This is a genomic window from Hominilimicola fabiformis (assembly GCF_020687385.1).
GTDB classification, from domain to species: domain Bacteria; phylum Bacillota; class Clostridia; order UBA1381; family UBA1381; genus Hominilimicola; species Hominilimicola fabiformis.
Genome location: NZ_JAJEQM010000028.1, coordinates 1 through 18,995, shown reverse-complemented (window position 1 = coordinate 18,995; position 18,995 = coordinate 1). Strand labels below are relative to the sequence as shown.

Sequence of the window (18,995 nt, the reverse complement as noted above, 5' to 3'; positions counted from 1 at the left end):
AATGCTGAAATGTGTTCCGAAGTTCTCTGTATATCAAGTGCCTGTTGTGACAGTATCTCTTTTTTAGCTTGCTCACATAAAGTATTTTCCTTCAGATATATAACAACTTGTTTTATTTCATTCTGTTGCTTTTGTATTTGTGTATGCTCGTTTGATAAGTTATTATGTTCATTTGATAAATTATTGTGTCCCATAAAAACATTATTAAATTTATCTGAAATGCTTTCTTTTAAATTTCCATAATCTTTTTTTACAACACCCACATATCCAATTACTGCCGCAATAACAGTAACTAAACCTCCTACTAATGCTCCTATTATTGCATCCATAACTAATTCCTCCAACGTCATCTTATCACCCTTTCATTTTACTATATTTCTTATTTTATGTCAATGTGATTTGTATTTTACAAAATAGTAATCATGTAAGATACTCAATATATAGTCGCAAGCATTATACTTCTAAATATAAATATCAATTTTTAAAAATAACAATTTTCATTCCACCAAAATATATTTAGCACACTAATCAATGTTACTATCAAAGATATAATAATTTCTTTTATATTTGAACTTCTTGTTAAAATATATGCTTCATCTGCGAATATTATCGTGAGCAACAATATTGAACATATCACTTGCATAGGTGCATCTACATTTTTAACTTTTTCCTCTAATTTATTTTCAATAGACGAATTAAGAAGATATTCTTTAATTTTATTACCCATTAAAATCAGAAATACTGTTATTATTATAGGGATTAACTCAAAACATATATTCATTATTGTTCCTTTCCTTATACTAAAAAAGAGCCTTACGGCTCCATTTCATTTTCTAATTTATCTTTCATTTTTGCTATTTCAAATATAACGGCAACACGAAAATCTTGCACCTCTCTTATTCTTACACCATTGTAGATATTATAAAAATATTCACCGTCTGTTTCTATATTTTCAAACAAAGGCTTCATATCTATCACTTTTGCTAAAACCGTTCCTTTTTGAGTATATATTCCGGTAGCAATAGAATGATTGCCATTCAGCACTTGACATATGTTTAGTTCTTTATAATAATATACATCGTGATTAATAGGATAATTTTTAAATCCGTTTTTCACTATATTAATTATATTATCGCTCATTCTCTTGCGTTCCCAAGGAAATGTTATTACACACTTCTCTTTCAAAGAAATTTCTTGATTTTCTGAAAATTTAAGTTCGTGTTCTTTGCCGTCTTTGTCATAATATATCTCAGGGAACATTGGCATTCTCATTGTTTTAGCTTCATCATGATAAAATAAATCTGCAATATATTCACTTTGAATATCTCTTTTGATAATGTCTATCATATAGTCAAGCAAAATTTGCTTTTCAGTAATAGTATATTCCTTAGATTTCATATATAAGTCTGCTGTATCAACCGCTTTCCTATATTGAAGATTTGCACAATTTATAATATTTTGTTCTTCTTTTCTTTTCCGCTTAAATATCATATCTACTTCTCTCCAATGTATTCCTCAATTAAATCTAATACGTTGTATTTTATCCTATTTTGAAAAATATCCTCATAATGTAATATATCCTGCAATTCGTGACATACCCAAATAAAATCTGATTTCATAAATGCGTATTTGACATTTACAAGTAAATGTACATATGACAAACGACTTCCCCTGTCTATGTATTCTTTTCGTTCTTTGGTTGATTTTAATTCCCGATAAAATTCTTTCACTTTTTCTTTTGCGTATTCTTGATTTGCCGGTTTATGTCCCCATTGTTCTCCCTCACTTAGAATATCCATCAGTTTTTTATTCGTTTTATAAAATTTATCGTTATAGGTTTTATCTATCCTTTTTGTTAATCTACGTTTTACACATTTCAAAATTCTTCACTCCTTATTTTAGTATACTATTCATTTATTGTCAACAAAATTTACATTACAACTTATTTTATATTACAAACAAGACCAACGATAAATAAAGAAGCTGCTATCGGAAAGATTAACGTTGCTGAATATATAATACCCACTATAATACTAAAAAAGATATTATTAAAAAAATTCCATTCATCCAATCTATCCCATACACCAAAAACAATCATACACCCATACCATACAACCATTAAAAAAGCTGTTAATACAATAGTCAAAATAACATACAACCAATTACTTACTAAAAATTTTCCTAATTCATTTATTAATTCGTTTATGAGTTCATTTATTCTTTCCATATTAGTTACATCACTTTCTAAAATCAATTTATAATAATTTACCTGAACTTGTACAGAAAACAACAAAAACTTCTGCTGCACCAATAAAGCCTATTATCATATTCCCTATCAGCTCCATAACCGGTCCGACTGTTTTCAAAATATTAATTATGTGAAGTAACATAATTAATATAAATACTACCTCAATCGCTGTTGTTAAAACTATACCCAATACAGTTGTCACTTCATTTGGCTCTATTTTGAATTTTTCTAAAACAAAGTCTAATGCACAACCTATTCCTCCTGGAAACATGGTTGAAAGACCCATCCATATTAGTGATAATAAAAAACACACTCCTGCAATTATAAAATCTCTACCCATGTTTTCATTCATTCCTTTCCTTGTACTAAAAAAGAGTGCAGTTAAAACTACACTCTTTACATTTGTATGACTTTATGCGAATATTGTTGAATTATGTATATTTTTGATATATAATGCTGTTGTCGGAATTATCCGATGTTAAAGGTAAGACGAAAAACAGTGTAAAAGCTGGGCGGTTATGCCACCTCATATATGTTCTTTACATATATATTCTATCCCAACATTCTTAGTCGGGAAAGGAGGTGGTAATGTGAATTTCTATGAACTATTAATGTACTTAATTACATTAATTGTTTTAATAATTATCACAAAAAAATAACGCCCACCGTCAAATGAAGCGTTATTTTAAATAATAATCTCTTTGGCATAACCGTTTGAAGTCTTGCCTTTTTCTATTATCATTATATATCTATTATATGTTTCTGTCAAGAGAATTTACTTAAGATTTTTTAACAATTCAATTTGTTTTTCTGACATAATCTTTATCAAATCATAGAGCCGCTTTAGCTCTATGCACATTACAACATACGTTGCTATTGAAAAAACAGTTATCATAAGTAGTAATATTAATATAAACATTGTATATAACCTCCCATAATTACATTAAAATTTAAAAAGAGTGTGATATAATTCACACTCTTAAGCATCAATTTTCTATACCTTTCATCATATCTTTAGCAATGTCCAACAACCATAGTTGACGATTTTCATTTTTACTATCCTTTATGAGATTCGGAAAATATGTTTCGTTAAAAGTTAGTCTTGTTCGATATATTTCCTCATCACTATCCATATCATCAACGCAAAAAAACATACTTTCACTTAATTCTTCGCCCTCTACCGCTTTTTGCCTGTGACCATAAAACCTCACTTGCAAATTCAAATATGTACCCGCATTTTTTAGCCTTGCATATTCAGGATTTTTTTCATCTACTTCAAAAGATACATTATTATGAGCTTCAATCGCATTATATAACTGCGTACCGATTAAAAACTTTTGTCCTAATATATTTTGATGTTGCATACCTTTTAGTGCAAATATATACGGTAGATTTGATTCAGTCAACCAAGGATAGAAATACACTTCATTAACAAGAAATTGATTTAATACTTTACGCCAAAACATTGTTGAACATCTTATACCTAATTCTTTTGAAATAACATATACAACTCTATCAAATTGTTCTCTTAATAGATTATACAACTCAATTACGCTGTCTGTAATCTCACGCAAAAGTTCATCTTCATTAGGTTGTCTGCGTTTATTTCTATCCGCATACGGACAATACTCATATTTCCTTTCATTCCATGCCGGAAAACCATTAATATTTTTTCCGCTATGTCTACCATATGGCTTGCTCTTTATTTCCTGAACCAAGCCAATAATCTGTATCGGATTTAAACAAGATGGACAAATTGCATATTGAGATGCCCTTCCTGTATCCTTTATTTGTTCAAACGGTTCTTTGCATCCCGTTACCCTTTCAAAATTTTCTCTTGTTATTTCGTATCTTTCAGCATACCTACTTGCTTTCACTTTAAAATGTTTCATAATGAATACCAACCTTTACTTTTTATTGTAATATTCATAATCATAATAACATATATCTTCTTCATTAGCAAGTGTTGTACGATAGTATTGATGTACTTGCTTTAACCAGCTTGATGGCAACTTAGGCAGATCACCCTTTTCAACTGCAAAAAACAAACATTTTAGTATTGTTTCCAAACCTATTGAAAATTCATGTTCCTTGTCTTTTAACATAAATACTACAGGATCAAAACAATTATCACAATTAATATGTTCCGCTTTTTCAACTTCCGCTCTATTAAAAAATATTTCTTTTGTTTCGGATGTATCCATAACCTTAATTTCCTTTCATATAATTATAGTTCTTATATTTTTTCAAATTCATTTTTTTGTCTCTTTTTAGTTACTTTTGCTCGGGATTTCACCAACTTTAACTTCTATTTCCTTGCCACAATACGGGCATTTATCCCCTATATATTCCATACCCTCAAAGCTCCTATGACAATATTGACACTCTGTCACTTCGGTATTTATAGCCTGATAATATTGCTTTTGAAAATTAGTATCAAAAAATCCATTCTGATAATATATTATTGTTACAACTATAGTTCCTACAATTAATAATGATCCAAATTCAAAGCAATCTCTTGGTCCCCATGTAAAACCTAATACAATAAAAATTATTCCTAATACTCCTGTTGCAATCAACATTATAGGCACTAAATTAAATATGTTCATTTTACATTCCTCATTTCTTTATTTTCATGTTAAAGATAAAAATATATCAATTACAATCATTAATCCTCCTATAGCCCATGCATCCATAAGAGCACTTCTATTATACTCTTTGCCTGTTACTATAGAAAGTATTAATGTCACAGCCGTCCCAATAAATAGAAATGTAATTATAAACACCATTCTTTTGCTCATTTTAATTTCCTCCTACATACTCAAATCATTATTTAAGTTTTTATTATATATACTTGCAGTACCCTGTTCAAAGTGGTACATAAATTCTTTTAACTTTTCACCATTCAAGTCCGAACCGACAAGTGACATAGCTGATGAAACAGGTGCTCTGTCATTTGAATTGAATAATCTCAAAAAACTAATCAATATATCGAAGTCATTCATAACATTATTGTTCTGAAATTTCTTTAAAAGTGCGTCAGAAGAATATAAATCAGGACGTTTAAAATCCTTATTATTAAATTTATTTCCGAATGGTGTTGTAAATACAATTTTACTGTCATACTTCAAATCTTCATCAGTTGAAAATGTTGTGCTTCCAACCGAAACATTTGTATTTTCATTCTCCACCGTATCATATTCTACTGTTTTTTCCCACTCAACTTTATATCCCAACTGCTCCATTTTTAATATAAAATCATCTTTTGATAATGAACATCGACTGCACTGCCATATAGCATTTTGCAATTCAGTTTTATCATTCTTCAAATCATAATATTCATTTAAAGAGCGGAAATCAAGTTCAACATCTTTAAGAATTTCTTCAATATCATGTTTCGTCATAGTTTCGGAAGATGTTACTCCGGTAATATTGCTTTGTTCACTTTTCAATAGTTCTACAAAGTCCATTGTACTATGGACTTGTCGCATAAGATTTTTTATATATCTATCAAGATTTATATGTATTTGTTTTTCAATAGTTTGCACATTAAACCAATCAGCTTTAGGATTCAACTCTGTATTCAAATAGCTTTTGCCGTTTGGCAAGATAAACAATATATTATCATTGTTCCATTCAACCTTATAGCCTTGTTCTTCTAATTGATGTATAAAGCTTGCTTTTGAAAGTGCATACATTTTTGAATGCCCGACTGATTTCATCAATTCTTTTATGTCACTACGTCTATTCAAATCTTTTTTGATACTATTTATTTGAAAGTCATCATTTACAAAAAAATAACCTCCCATTTTAAATACTGTCTTTCCGGCAATCGTACTAATACTACAACCACTTTTATTCAGCTTTTCAATAAAATCATCAATAGTTTGAGATTGCCACTTTATCCTTGATAAATATATATTCATTTTATTTTCAAAGCATTGTAATACTTTGTCATCAATTCTTTGAGAGTTAATCACTGTACTATTGTCACAAGAAAAGAAGATATATTTATCATTTTCATATGAATACCCATACCCTTTATCCCTCATCATCTCTTGGAAGTCTTTCATGGACTTAGATTTTTTTACGCAATCCCAATATGATGAATAAAAATCTTTTTCCGTTCGATTTTTCACAAAAACTTTTTCAAGTTCGTTTGGTGAATATTTTTCCCCTTGATACATTTCGTAATTGCCATATTCAATGCCTTGCCTACTTTCAAATACAGTGATATTTGTTTCATCGTCAAATTCGGCATTCATACCGTTTTTATTTAACTTACTGACAAATTCATCTCGGCTTGTTGAATACTTTAAAGCATATCCCAAGCTTTTGTAAACATCATATTTATCATCATCGATTAAATACTCACGGTTCTTATCGTACCATTTTTCATATTTCATAGAAGTTTGTTTTTCATCATTGCTAACTATATATGATAGCGGATACTGCTGTTCAACAGATTTAACTCTATCAATAAATTGTTTTTGTATCTTTTTTAATTCTTCCGGTGAATATGTTGTTGAATTATCTTGAAATTGTTTTTGTAGATTTTCCTTTGTAAACAAATACTTTGGATACATCTTTCTATTACGACATTTTTGACCGTTGGGATTAGTAAAAGTTATATACTTTTTATTATCCTCCCAATCAACCGTATATCCCAATTCATTCATAACAAATTTAAACTCATCAATGCTACTTGCACGTCTTGATGAATTGACTGCTGCTAAATACAATTCGTATTTCCAGCTTTCAAATCTGTTATTTATTTCAGAATCAGTCCTTGAGCCTTTATCTTGATTCAGTTCAATTTCCGATAAGTTGTATTTTCGGCATAGGTCATTTGACCTAAGTTTTAAAGATTTTAAATCGGCAGACGTTTGATGCCAACGTTTGCCGTTTTCCAAATTGACCGAGTTAATACAAAAGTGTATATGTACATGGTCTTTATCCTTATGGACTGCATAGACTACTTGGAAATTTTCAAATAATTTATGCTGAAGAAGTTCATCGCCTATTTGTTTAGCCGACTCAACAGTAACATCATCATTCACATCAAATGACATCACCATATGTCTTGCCTGTATACCATCCTCCTTATCAAAATCCTTCTTCGTATGAGTAAATTCATCATATGCATTTTCCCAATCACAATTAAATCCGCCTACAAGATCAGGTCGTGTTTTAGCAGGCTGTGTAATATAATTCATCAGCTTTTTTAAATTCGACTTAGTCTTTGGCGGATTTTTTATCATTTTTATAATTGCCATTGATACTACATTTCCATATCTTCAATAGCACTTTCCTGTTGTACATCTTGAAATTCATTATCAGCACAATTATGTATCGATACTTCCAAAATTTCTTTCATTGACAAGTTGTTTTTTACCCATTCATTATAGCAAGCTTCAAGCGGATATTCGTGTTTCAAAAGATTTTTTAATTGATTTACACTTAAATCGGTTTCCTTTAAAGTATAAAGCAATTCATCACGAACGGCTTTTTGATATGATACATCAATTATCACATTCGGAGATTTTTCTCTCAAATCTCGTATGTAAGCTTGTTGTTCTGCTTCAGCTCTATCGCAAAGAATTTGTGAAAACGCATATTTCTGCATTTTTTCCATTGTACCAAACCAACGACCATCTATACCTTGTTTTACTCCCTCAGGTTTGCCGGCAATTTCATTGGCACGTTCAATAAGTTCTTTGCAAGCATTTTCAAACTCTGAGTCTCCCTTGTCAATCAAGTATTGTTTACAACCGGCATCAAGATGTTCAAAAAAATCTTTCACCACACTTTCTTGATTTGTTGCCTGTTCTGTAGCCTGATGAACAAGTTCATATGGGATTGTATTATAAACAACTTGACCGCCGGCTATTGCGTCAGGATTATAATACATTTCCACAAATTCATCATTTTGCACGAAAAATATATCTACGTTCTCAATATCAATATCACGTACTTGTTCTTCCGCACGGAAATTGTTCCATTTTTCAAGAGGTTCGTCATCTTTATAGACTGTCATTTCCTTTTCTTCTTCATTAACTTTAACATCAAATCCGTTATTTTGAATTTGCTCAGATAAATAATCCATTGCTGTACGGATCGCTTCTTCTTCACTTTCCGCATCAATGTAATCATTTACATAATCATCATTTGTCATATTATATTCTTCCAAGTTAAATTCTTCATTCAACATTTCAACATTATTAGTTACTTTATACTTCATAATAAACGTCCTTTCTACAAATTAATTTTCATTGTTTAGTTTCTTTACGTCCTTTCGCAATTTATTCAATTCTTCCCAAACCTTTGTAATTTCAGATTTTGTATCTTCAATATGGACACATTCTAATTTGCCCATATTGCACAATATCGCAATCTGATTTATATTGATACCGATTTTGCGAAGTTCTGAAGTAAGTTGTTTTATTGACGTACTGTCCAATACTATTATCTTCTGATGAAGTGCTGCTTGTAATAAAAATTTACTCCTTGACATTCGTAATTTTTTTGATCTGTTATCTATTTCATATAATTCATCTTCCGTTAATCGTATTTCTAATCTTCTATTCTTCATTGCAATTCTCCGAATTAATATGTTATGGGTTTGGGCAACGCCCAATTTTTTTCACACTCAAACAGCGTGTGCTTGCCTTTGTCCGTACAAAGGCGTATCTTGCCATACCAAAAAGGTATGTAAAATATCAGAAAAGAAAGTCCAAATCAAAAGTAGCGACCAAACAGATATTTAGTCATACATATAATAAATCCAAATACTAATAGCAGAAGAAAAGAACCAAATATGCTGCATATCTTTTTCATTTTTTTCTCTCCCTCAAGTATTGAATGTACCAAGAGGATATTGCTACAAACACATATGAACATCGCTGTTATAAATAATAGCAACAGTATCTTGTTATCTGATAATTGTAGTAAATCACGCATTATCGCTATCCTCTATTTTTTTGCATATATGCTTTGCATGCCTATATATTTCTGTTTCCGGCGGAAAAAATGCAAGAATCATAGTCATAACTTGTTTTATCATTATGATTTCCATTTCATTGAAATCGACTTTCATAAACTCATATCCTCCTGTATGGGTGTTTGCTCTTCCATAAATGCACATAAATCCTCATTAAAATCTTTATGTGCCGGTTCTTCACGAAAAACTTCATAACCCTTATCTTTGTATTTTTGCATATAACCGACTTTTTTTATTGTTCCGTCGGTGTTATATTCATTTTCCAACACTTTTTTGCCTTGCTCATCATTGTCTGTTGCAAAATGAATGTTTTTTATTTCAGGGTGAAGTGAAAGAAATTGTTGCAAACCCAAATCACTTACACCTCCCAATGCAATTCGCCAATCTTCTTGCCAATCCCACCCGCTTACTTTTGTTAAAGTTGCGTGTGACATTGCATCTATCGGTGCCTCGAAAACATATACACTGTCGGATTTTCCGTTTAACGTAAAGCAATGACGCTTGTCACTGTTTTTTACATCGCCTCTATATGAATTCCCCATTGTATATGTAGAACGGACAGACGCATATCCCGCCTGTCCGTTTTTATCAAACCCAACAAATACACAACTATGTTTGTCATTTTCATAAATCTTATGTTCTCGCATTAACTGTGTTACAATTTGACTATCAATATGACGTGTTTTTACAAGATATGCAAATGCTCTGCGTGCGTCAGAGTTTGCTTTCGGCAGTATCATTTTTTCTTTATGCTCCGGTATTTGCTTTGCCGGAATATATGTTTGCTTCGGCACTGATTTTTGAATTTCTTCACCGCACAAGGACCTTACCGCTTGCTGAAATGTCCAGCCGTTCTGTTCCATCGCAAAGTTGATTACATTACCGCCTTTTCCGGTTGAAAAGCGGTAATACATATTTTTTGATCGAGTTATATTTAAGCTATGTCCTTTTTGATAAAAAGTATTGTTTCTACCTCTTGTTTCAAATTCCATACCCAAGCTTTTTGCATACTCAAGTAAATCAACTTGCATAGCCTTATTTATCATATCTTTTGAAACATAGTCCGCCATATCAATCGCCTCCTAAATTATTATTTTTAACATTTTATACATTCCAAATATACAGAAGAAATTCAATATTATCCGTATAAATACAAACAGAATTAAATTTCGTTTTACCTTTAACTTATCTCCATTTTGCTCCTCTCAGGAAATAAAAAAAGACGTAAAAACGTCTACATTTCCATATCTTCTGAATTAGACTTATTCGCCGACAAGTCTAATTCTCGCTCCAATTCTCTTTGTCGTATCAACGACTCATTTAATTCATCTTCGTGTTCAAACGGTAATTTTATATTGTTTTTAGCATGGTTATAGTTATTTTGAAGATTATCAATATTGTTGTTACAAATATCAATTTCTTTTTCTAAGCCTTTAACGCAGTTTTCAATCCTCATCGTCATGCCAACCGGATCACTACTGCACTCTATGTTATATGTGCATTGTCCTACTATATTAAGATGATACGGCTGTGCTTTCTGTATTTCAAAACCTTTATACTCTCCTATAACTGTACCTTCCACAACTTTTTGTGATACATCAATTATTTTTGTTCCGGATGCAACACGTTCATCATATTCTATCCCATTCACCTTAAAGTTGTTAGAAGATGCTTTATCACGCATAGCAATATCACTTTCAATTTTCTGCTTATGTATAAGAATTTGTTTTTCTTTGATTGGATACTTTTGTATTGTATCTTCATAAAGTAACTTATTCTTTGTGTATGCCGCTTTCAAAGCACTTAGTTTTTGTACTTTAATATCAAGTTCCATCTTTTCCTTTATGCGAATATCTCCGGTTGCACAAGCCTTTATCTCTGCAAATGAAAGAACTGTTTCATCAGCATCTTCACAGCTCCTTAAGCCTATATCTCCACGCATTACTTGATTAATAAATCTCTGCTTATTTTCGACTATCTGCCACAAGTACGCATCAAATGTATTTTTCACAACATAGCGGTAAATATCAACGTGTTCATTCATATTGCCTTGCCTTAATATTCTGCCCTCACGCTGTTCTATATCCGAACTTCGCCAAGGACAATCCATATGATGAAGTGCTGCAAGTCGTTTCTGACAGTTAGTGCCGGCTCCCATTTTATCTGTCGAACCTATCATAACTCGATAATGACCGCTACGCATTTTTGAAAACATATCGGCTTTTTGAACATCTGTTTTTGCTGTGTGTATCACTGCAATTTCATCTCGCTTTACTCCCTTTTCCACAAGGGCATTTATCAGCCTGCCGTAAGTGGTATCATTTATATCAACTCCATCTTTAGGTGTTCCTAAATCGCAGAAAACAAGTTGAGTACCTCTTGTTTCTGTTGTATTCTTATAGATGTTATATACATTTTCAGCACAAGCTTCAACTTTTCTGCTCATCGGTGCATCATTATCTATAAGTTTAGGATCAAGAGCAAGTTTTCTTGCCTCGTTTGTGATTTTAAGCATATTGTCGATCTCAGGTTCTACCTGTCTATCTCGTATAGCTGCCGCACGTTCAACAAATGTCATCATTATATCTTGCGTAAATTCGTCCGGTTCTAATGCAACATTATGCATTGTATGTTCCGGAACGGGAAGTTTTAGCATATCGCCTGTTTGAACATCAGTAAAATGCGAAAACATTTTCATCAGTTCCGGCAGATTATCAAATTTTGATAATCTGTTTTTCATTCTGTAGCCTGTACCCTCCGGTGCAAGTTCCAAGCCTGTTGTAATGTTTCCGAACATCGCAACCCAGTTATCAAAGAATCCGAATCCGTTTCGTTCAAGAAGTCCATTATCCAAATATCTTTGCATTACATACATTTCCGTAATACTGTTTGAAATAGGTGTACCTGTTGCAAACACAACACCCCTACCGTTTTGTATTTCAGATAAGTATTTACATTTCCAAAGCATATCCATTGATTTATTTGATGATGTGGTTGATAATCCCGCCACGTTAGATAACTTTGTAGTTATCATACAATTTTTAAACATATGTGCTTCATCCACAAACATATAATCGACACCAAGCTGTTCAAAACAGAATATATCATCTTTCACTTCTTGTGCAGTAAGCTCCTCGTATTTTGCTTGCAGATTTTTCTTTTTGCTTTCAAGTTGCTTGACAGAAAATCTTCTTCCGTCGGCACTGCCTAAATCCTCAATAGCAGCGGTTATTTTTTCAATTTCTAACGAAATTTCATTTGCAAGACGTTCGTTTGATATAGGTATTTTTTCAAATTGTGAATGACCTATAATAACGGCATCCCAATCGCCCATTGCTATTTTAGAAAAGAAAGCCTGTCGTTTATCTTTTACAAAATCTTTCTTTGTTGCAACAAGAATATTTGCTCCCGGATATAGCTGCATAAATTCACTGCCCCATTGTTCGGTTAGATGATTTGGAACAACTATCATACTTTTCTTAGCTAAGCCAAGTCTTTTAAGCTCCATACAACTTGCTGCTATTTCATATGTTTTTCCCGCACCAACTGTATGAGCAAGTAAAGCATTTGTATCACTGTATAAAACTCTTGCAACTGCATTAACCTGATGTTCTCTAAGCTGTATTGCTGGGGACATTCCCGGAAAAGTAAGATGTGAACCGTCATACTGCCGCAATCGTGTATTATTGTATGTTCTGTTATAATAATCTACATATTTATTACGAATATCAGGATGTTCCATAATCCACCCTGAAAACTTTTCTCTCAAAACAGCTTGCTTTTCTTGAGCTTTTGCGGTTTCTTCTGAATTTACTGTATACCAGACTCTTTCACCATCATCGTGTCTGTCACGAACAACACAATTTTGAAGATTTAAGCTATCTTCCATAATTTCATAAGCATTTTTTCTTGATGTTCCGAATTCTGTTGTTACCTTTAAGTTACTGTTATCTGCTTGCTTGTTGTATATAGTCCATGTATTTGTGTAATTATTATACCTAATACTGATGCTATTAAAAGAATTATAATTATCATCACGCAAATAATATCTTGTATCAAGAGTGTCATATAGAAATTGTTGATAATCTTCAACAGAAATCCACGATAATCCTATTTTCCAAGGTATATCTACGGCTGTAAGTGGTTCCGGCTGAACTGCATTTAAAGCTTCGACATTTTTATCGTATATCCCGTTATTATTTAAACGTATGGCTGTTTCAAGTTTTTCAAGTACATTACCTGATAGATACTCATCAGCCGTTTCATATCCGGTATATATATCCTCTGTATTACTGCGTATCGGATTTTTATATATCAATCCGTCAAGTTCCTGTACGACTTCATCTTGGCTTTGATGTGTAAGCATACTGATGTATTTTATATCAACTTTTCCCTTTTCAGCTAACGATATTTTTAATCCATCAACAGCATTATCAGCACTTTCAATAGGGATATATGGGCGAATAGTTTGTTTTGAAAACATATCAGCTTTTGTTATATTTCCGTCCTCGTCTACATTCTCCAAAGACAATAGCAATGGCAAGTCCACATCAGCGGCAAATGCCTGTTTATTACCTCTCGAATGAATATATCCGTATTTATTGGTGTATTCATCATATCGTTTATTCAGCTCATATTGTTCCTTTTTCAGTTCTTCCTCAGTACAACCGAACGTCTGAATATCAATAACTTTTCTTGCTATTTTTCGGACTTGATTAAGCCCCTTAATTCTTTCTTCTTTTGTATTGTTTAAATCATCAGGGATTGTCAGATTGCCGTTTTTATAATAATATATTTTATTATCTTGCTCTACATATGTTAGATTTCGTACATTATTCAGATTGACATCATTTGTTTGCAATTCAATGTCATTGCTTATATTGTTTTCTGATATGTGTGCGGATAATGTCATTACTGCATTATGCAATTCTTCTTGCATATCTGCACCGTCACGCATTTTACACGCAGTTTCAAATCCAAATCTTGAACTCTTAAGATCCATATCCCCAAGTATCATTTCAGGATGCGATATAAAGTATTTATTGATGTTTATGCCCTCTGCATATTCATCAATATCAACCCATTCAGGGAAGTTATCAGTTCGTATTTCTTCTCTTTTTTGCAAGAATATAATATCGGTTGTAACATCTGTTCCGGCATTTTTAAAGGCATTATCCGGCAGTCTGATTGCTCCGACAAGGTCAGCTCTTTCAGCTAAATATCTTCTGCACTTGCTATCTGCTTTATCAAGAGTACCTTTGGAAGTTATCAGTGCCAATATACCGCCCGGTCTAACTTTGTCAATATTCTTTGCAAAAAAATAATCGTGTATTAAGAAATTGTATTTATTATATACAACATCATTTACACGATAATTACCAAATGGAACATTGCCTATTGCAACATCAAATGTATTGTCTTTGAATTTTGTATTTTCAAAACCGTCTATTATTATTTCATTTTTCTGATATAATTGCTTTGCTATGCGTCCGGTTAAATCATCAATTTCTACGCCATAGAATTTACTGTTACCCATTTCATCAGGAATCAGTCCCATAAAATTACCGATTCCGCAAGATGATTCTAAAATGTTGCCCTCTTTAAATCCCATATTTGAAATAGCCGTATACATTTCTTTAATTATAACCGGCGATGTATAATGTGCATTTAACGTTGTTGAACGTGCTGCTACATATTCTTCATCGGTAAGTAGTGCTTTTAGCTCTTTGTATTTGAAATGCCTTTCATCAAAGCAATCTGCAAGACCACCCCATCCAACATACTGTGATAGTATGTCTTGCTCCTCAGGAGTTGCAAGACGATTTTCTTTTTCAATTCGTTTTAACGTTCTGATTGCTAAAACATTGTCGGCATATTTTTTACCCGCTGTTTTTGTGTTTTCGTCAATTTGTATTCTGTAATTCAAACGTTCCGCTGTTTCAATATTCTTTGTAACATCTTTTGCAATTACATCTCTGACTTGTAAATCAGGTTTTGTTTCCGGTTCAGGTGTAATCATTTCGGGTTCTGCCGTTTCGACTTCAATATCATTTATTTCAACAGTATCAACATTTTTCTCTGCAATTTCTTTTTCTGTTATCAAAGTATAATCTCGGCTTGCCTTGAAACTTTCCATACCTCCGATATGTGAAAACATTTGCTCACTATCATTCTCATCAAGATTTTCAAAGCTCATATTAAATCCTGTTTGAGCTACTCGCCATTGCTTGCCATTGTATTCAATTACATCTCCGACTTGCAAATCAGGTTTTGTTTCTGGTTTTGGTGCAATCATTTCGGGTTCTGCCATTTCAACTTCAGTATCATTTATTTCAGCAGTATCGACTTTTTCTCCTGTAACTTCTTCCGATTTTTCATTATTGAAGAAATCATTGAAAACAGATAACTCTTTTTCTGTCGGTTCGCTCTTAAATACGAAACCTGAAATTGATTTACCGTCCAAAGTTTTGGGAAATCTTGAATAATAACCTCCGACTTTATTTACGTCAATAGCAAGTTTTTTAAATTCGTCACTATCAATCCTCTCATTAAGTGATACAACCCATATATCAGCATTTGTTTTAGTATGTCTTGCTGCGACAATTTCAAACTTGTCAGTCACTTCTTGTGCTTCCGGAGCTTGTTCGTTAATATTTATTTCATATCCTTGCTCTGCAAGGATTTCCGTATATCTGTCTAAAACGTGTTGAGGGAACCCTGTCATCTGTATTTCTTCACCATCAACAACTTTAGAAATTAATTTTATATCCAATATTTCCGATGCTTGAGCTGCTTCATCACCATATACTTCATAAAAATCTCCCACTTTATATAGATTGATTTGACTTTCAGAATTAGATTTATCAATGTTTTCAGCATTAGCATCTTGTTTTTCTTCTACATCAAGATATTCGTCTTTTTGAATTAAATTATCAATTCTTTTTGAAACATCAGTCCATGTAAGTCTAATAACAGAAGAAGGGCGATAAGTATCGCCCTTACTGTATGTTATACCTATTCCGCTATGAAATTCATTTATGCCGTTTGCATATTCGCCACCAATACCGTATTCCTTAGCTAAAAATTCAGCACGTTCTTGTGTATTATAGTGTTCTTTAAAAAATGAGTAAATTCGTTCTTTACCATTTTCAAAGCCACTACCCTTTTTGAGAAGTTCATTGATTTCTTCATCTGTGAAACCTGTTGCACCACTTTCGTCCTTCTCATTATTGAACAAATCCATTTGTTCATAATCTGATTTTATCTCGGAATTAATACTATTTCTCTCATTATCTGTTGGTCTATCAAATCCGACTGTAACGTTATCACTTTGGATCTCTCCAACCAATCCATTGCTTTGATTTCCGGATCGTTCAACATCTCGTCCACCATCTTGTCTTTCGTTTGGCTCGCTTCCACTTGAACTTCGACTAATATCGGAAACAGATCGCCCTCCTGTAACAGCTGTTGATACCTCTCCTGCTGTTGCTCTTTCATCCACTCCATCAGTCTGCGTCCGTAACTCCCTACTGATAGTCTGCGGTTTATTTGTTTTTCTGTCAAGAATGCTTTTGTCGGCAATTCCTGTTTCACTTTCCGCTGTGTTCTCTTGGCTACCTGTATTAATAGTTCCTTGTTCATTTTCATTCCTCCAAATCTTATATTGTTTATTTTCCCGCTCTATTTTATGTAATATTTTCGCTGAAATATTATGTGTTTCAGTTAATATATATTTTCGTTCATATTTCATAAGTGCATTAAACATATCAGATAAATTATTGTCTGTATATGTAACTCCGGCTCTTTCGGATACCATACACCGTACACTTTGAAACAGTATATCTGAATTGTTTTTATCGTGTGCAAGATAAGCTATCATAGAAGCAAGATATTCGTCAAAATTTTTATTATCTATATCGTATTTTTGATTTATGAAATTTATAAATTTGTGCGTTTCCGAAATAGACCATCTGCCGTACTTCTTACCGCCCGTATAATATGTTTGTGAAATGTCAAATATATATCTTATTCTGCCATCTTTATATATCATAATTCCTTTTTGACCTTTGTGAACTCTACGGTTATAATCGTTCCATTCCGTCAATTCAGCAGCTGCTGTTACTTTAGGATTTTGCATATATATTGCAATACTGTTGTTTACATCATATGTATATGTATTTCCGGCAAACTTCAACCATTTATTCCATTCACCGCCGTTCGATAATATTTTTTCAGTACCATTTTTGACTAATACCTTGTAATCTTCTATTATAGACATTATATTCTGCACCTCCGAACAATCTTAAAAAAGTCTAAGTTCAACTTCATCACCTATTGATTCTTCAATAGCATCAATCTGCTTGTACAATTCATATTCTACATATAGGAACAATCCTACTTTTGCATATTGTACCGATGTATCATCAACTTCATTACTGTAATCAACTTCTTCATAAACGAAATTTTCATTAAGTAATGTCATAACAATTTCTTCGCTGTTTTCTGCCATTGGGAAAAATTCTTCCTGAATCCGTCTTGCTTCAACACGAGCAACGTGTCCATAGAATAGCATATCCATTAGTTTTTCATCTTTATACCCGGCAAGTTCTAAATCTCTTAATTTAATATATTTTTCAGCCAAATCCTCAGTTAATTTATTCAGTTCTCTTTCAAATTCCGTTGCGTTCATTTTTTTACATCTCCTTTATCTCTGCCTATTTTAATATCGATTACTTTAGGGTCTTTCAAATACCCCTCAACACCATTATCAAATAATTGCGGATATACTTTTCGCATAATTTGATAGCTGTCATTCACATCTGCATTAACACATTCTCCGTTATTACATTTCCAAAGGTGCTTATATATTCTTCGTTCCTTGTTGTAAAATTCCTTTGTTGGCGGTTCACCGTCAAAGAATGATGTACCGGAAGTATATCTTTCATTTACACGAACAAATTTTATATTGTGATATGCACATTTTGTTTCCAGTAGTGAATAAAAATATCCGTATGGAATTGTTACATAATCTTTCCTTACAAGCATTTTATACTGTCCGATAAGAAGTGTATCTATTCGATTCTCAATACAGTAAGTAATAATCCATTCACTAACCGACCAAAAATATTCAAATATATGCTCAATAGTTTGTTTGGCAAGCTTATTAATATTATAACTCAATTTTTCCCGTTGTTCAATATCATATGCTTGCTTGAGCTGTTGCCTTAACGGCTGTGTTATTTTATTATACCATTGATTCTCGGCTTTGAGAGTCTTACCTCTTATGAGGTTAGGTTCTTTTCCGATGTTGTTAGTTATAGCTGCAAAGTTATTCATTCCAATATCAATGCTTATTATTCGCATTTACTTACAATCTCCTCTATGCAATGCTTACAAACATTTTTACCGTTGAACTGAATTATATCTTTTGCCTCACCGCAGAATATACATGACGGTTCATACTTCTTTAGAATTATACAATTATCTTCTGTATATATTTCCAATGAGTCTTTAACCTCAATGTCCATATTTCTTCTTAACTCCACCGGAATTACAATACGTCCAAGTTCATCGACCTTTCTTACAACACCTATTGCTTTCATAATTATTTACCTCCTGATTAAATTATAAATTTTCTTTAGTCCAATAAACTTCCCTTTGGGAGTTTATTATATATTTTCTTCAAGCAAATTTTCTACTTGCTCTTTGATTTCTTCAACTGATAAACCGTTGAATTTATCTTTTATT

The 18,995-nt window shown here is 32.3% G+C and carries 19 protein-coding genes; all 19 read right to left on the bottom strand.

Annotated elements, in window-relative coordinates; translation table 11 throughout:
* A partial coding sequence (locus tag LKE05_RS13665; protein ID WP_308457201.1) for a hypothetical protein occupies positions 1 to 329 on the bottom strand: 329 nt, incomplete at its 3' end.
* 152 nt (positions 330 to 481) lie between these two features.
* Positions 482 to 781: a hypothetical protein gene (locus LKE05_RS13660; protein ID WP_022231160.1), complete on the bottom strand. Its 300-nt coding sequence runs from the start codon at positions 779 to 781 to the stop codon at positions 482 to 484.
* Between the two features lie 32 nt (positions 782 to 813).
* Entirely contained in the window at positions 814 to 1,491 is a 678-nt protein-coding gene (locus tag LKE05_RS13655; RefSeq protein WP_022231161.1) for a DUF6710 family protein, read from the bottom strand.
* Positions 1,492 to 1,493: 2 nt separating this feature from the next.
* Entirely contained in the window at positions 1,494 to 1,880 is a 387-nt protein-coding gene (locus tag LKE05_RS13650; protein WP_022231162.1) for a hypothetical protein, read from the bottom strand.
* A 62-nt stretch (positions 1,881 to 1,942) separates the two neighbouring features.
* A complete protein-coding gene (locus tag LKE05_RS13645) occupies positions 1,943 to 2,227 on the bottom strand; it encodes a hypothetical protein (protein ID WP_308457200.1) in 285 nt (94 codons plus the stop codon).
* 28 nt (positions 2,228 to 2,255) lie between these two features.
* Positions 2,256 to 2,600, bottom strand: a complete 345-nt coding sequence (locus LKE05_RS13640; RefSeq protein ID WP_022231164.1) for a hypothetical protein — start codon at positions 2,598 to 2,600, stop codon at positions 2,256 to 2,258.
* A gap of 634 nt (positions 2,601 to 3,234) precedes the next feature.
* Entirely contained in the window at positions 3,235 to 4,140 is a 906-nt protein-coding gene (locus tag LKE05_RS13635; RefSeq protein WP_308457199.1) for a hypothetical protein, read from the bottom strand.
* Positions 4,141 to 4,155: 15 nt separating this feature from the next.
* Positions 4,156 to 4,452, bottom strand: a complete 297-nt coding sequence (locus LKE05_RS13630) for a hypothetical protein (protein ID WP_022231167.1) — start codon at positions 4,450 to 4,452, stop codon at positions 4,156 to 4,158.
* Between the two features lie 66 nt (positions 4,453 to 4,518).
* Positions 4,519 to 4,857 (bottom strand): hypothetical protein, encoded by a 339-nt coding sequence (locus LKE05_RS13625; RefSeq protein WP_308457198.1) that lies wholly within the window; start codon positions 4,855 to 4,857, stop codon positions 4,519 to 4,521.
* A gap of 24 nt (positions 4,858 to 4,881) precedes the next feature.
* Positions 4,882 to 5,049, bottom strand: a complete 168-nt coding sequence (locus LKE05_RS13620; protein WP_308457197.1) for a hypothetical protein — start codon at positions 5,047 to 5,049, stop codon at positions 4,882 to 4,884.
* 12 nt (positions 5,050 to 5,061) lie between these two features.
* A complete protein-coding gene (locus LKE05_RS13615) occupies positions 5,062 to 7,524 on the bottom strand; it encodes a relaxase/mobilization nuclease domain-containing protein (protein WP_308457196.1) in 2,463 nt (820 codons plus the stop codon).
* Positions 7,525 to 7,529: 5 nt separating this feature from the next.
* Positions 7,530 to 8,489 (bottom strand): DUF3848 domain-containing protein, encoded by a 960-nt coding sequence (locus LKE05_RS13610; protein ID WP_308457195.1) that lies wholly within the window; start codon positions 8,487 to 8,489, stop codon positions 7,530 to 7,532.
* Between the two features lie 21 nt (positions 8,490 to 8,510).
* A complete protein-coding gene (locus tag LKE05_RS13605; protein WP_308457194.1) occupies positions 8,511 to 8,840 on the bottom strand; it encodes a MobC family plasmid mobilization relaxosome protein in 330 nt (109 codons plus the stop codon).
* A 360-nt stretch (positions 8,841 to 9,200) separates the two neighbouring features.
* Positions 9,201 to 9,344 carry a hypothetical protein gene (locus LKE05_RS13600; RefSeq protein WP_308457193.1) on the bottom strand — a complete coding sequence of 48 codons (144 nt, stop codon included), beginning with the start codon at positions 9,342 to 9,344 and terminating at the stop codon, positions 9,201 to 9,203.
* Positions 9,341 to 10,318 carry a DUF3991 domain-containing protein gene (locus tag LKE05_RS13595; RefSeq protein ID WP_308457192.1) on the bottom strand — a complete coding sequence of 326 codons (978 nt, stop codon included), beginning with the start codon at positions 10,316 to 10,318 and terminating at the stop codon, positions 9,341 to 9,343. The genes LKE05_RS13600 and LKE05_RS13595 overlap by 4 nt, the downstream gene beginning before the upstream one ends.
* 164 nt (positions 10,319 to 10,482) lie before the next feature.
* Positions 10,483 to 17,526 carry a helicase-like domain-containing protein gene (locus LKE05_RS13590; RefSeq protein ID WP_308457191.1) on the bottom strand — a complete coding sequence of 2,348 codons (7,044 nt, stop codon included), beginning with the start codon at positions 17,524 to 17,526 and terminating at the stop codon, positions 10,483 to 10,485.
* 24 nt (positions 17,527 to 17,550) lie between these two features.
* Complete coding sequence (locus LKE05_RS13585) at positions 17,551 to 17,937, bottom strand: hypothetical protein (RefSeq protein WP_022231176.1); 387 nt, start codon at positions 17,935 to 17,937, stop codon at positions 17,551 to 17,553.
* The gene (locus LKE05_RS13580) at positions 17,934 to 18,611 is read right to left on the bottom strand and encodes a transposase (RefSeq protein WP_022231177.1); all 678 of its coding nucleotides are present in this window, start codon (positions 18,609 to 18,611) and stop codon (positions 17,934 to 17,936) included. The genes LKE05_RS13585 and LKE05_RS13580 overlap by 4 nt, the downstream gene beginning before the upstream one ends.
* Positions 18,602 to 18,850, bottom strand: a complete 249-nt coding sequence (locus LKE05_RS13575; RefSeq protein WP_022231178.1) for an AbrB/MazE/SpoVT family DNA-binding domain-containing protein — start codon at positions 18,848 to 18,850, stop codon at positions 18,602 to 18,604. Before LKE05_RS13575 ends, LKE05_RS13580 begins: the two co-directional genes overlap by 10 nt.
* Positions 18,851 to 18,995 lie beyond the last annotated feature (145 nt).

Coding starts and splice junctions, on each gene's coding strand:
- LKE05_RS13615 (WP_308457196.1), bottom strand. CDS start 7,524: ATGGCAATTATAAAAATGATAAAAAATCCGCCAAAGACTAAGTCGAAT.
- LKE05_RS13600 (WP_308457193.1), bottom strand. CDS start 9,344: ATGAAAGTCGATTTCAATGAAATGGAAATCATAATGATAAAACAAGTT.
- LKE05_RS13590 (WP_308457191.1), bottom strand. CDS start 17,526: ATGTCTATAATAGAAGATTACAAGGTATTAGTCAAAAATGGTACTGAA.
- LKE05_RS13610 (WP_308457195.1), bottom strand. CDS start 8,489: ATGAAGTATAAAGTAACTAATAATGTTGAAATGTTGAATGAAGAATTT.
- LKE05_RS13635 (WP_308457199.1), bottom strand. CDS start 4,140: ATGAAACATTTTAAAGTGAAAGCAAGTAGGTATGCTGAAAGATACGAA.
- LKE05_RS13630 (WP_022231167.1), bottom strand. CDS start 4,452: ATGGATACATCCGAAACAAAAGAAATATTTTTTAATAGAGCGGAAGTT.
- LKE05_RS13605 (WP_308457194.1), bottom strand. CDS start 8,840: ATGAAGAATAGAAGATTAGAAATACGATTAACGGAAGATGAATTATAT.
- LKE05_RS13585 (WP_022231176.1), bottom strand. CDS start 17,937: ATGAACGCAACGGAATTTGAAAGAGAACTGAATAAATTAACTGAGGAT.
- LKE05_RS13645 (WP_308457200.1), bottom strand. CDS start 2,227: ATGGAAAGAATAAATGAACTCATAAACGAATTAATAAATGAATTAGGA.
- LKE05_RS13625 (WP_308457198.1), bottom strand. CDS start 4,857: ATGAACATATTTAATTTAGTGCCTATAATGTTGATTGCAACAGGAGTA.
- LKE05_RS13655 (WP_022231161.1), bottom strand. CDS start 1,491: ATGATATTTAAGCGGAAAAGAAAAGAAGAACAAAATATTATAAATTGT.
- LKE05_RS13580 (WP_022231177.1), bottom strand. CDS start 18,611: ATGCGAATAATAAGCATTGATATTGGAATGAATAACTTTGCAGCTATA.
- LKE05_RS13660 (WP_022231160.1), bottom strand. CDS start 781: ATGAATATATGTTTTGAGTTAATCCCTATAATAATAACAGTATTTCTG.
- LKE05_RS13595 (WP_308457192.1), bottom strand. CDS start 10,318: ATGGCGGACTATGTTTCAAAAGATATGATAAATAAGGCTATGCAAGTT.
- LKE05_RS13620 (WP_308457197.1), bottom strand. CDS start 5,049: ATGAGCAAAAGAATGGTGTTTATAATTACATTTCTATTTATTGGGACG.
- LKE05_RS13575 (WP_022231178.1), bottom strand. CDS start 18,850: ATGAAAGCAATAGGTGTTGTAAGAAAGGTCGATGAACTTGGACGTATT.
- LKE05_RS13640 (WP_022231164.1), bottom strand. CDS start 2,600: ATGAATGAAAACATGGGTAGAGATTTTATAATTGCAGGAGTGTGTTTT.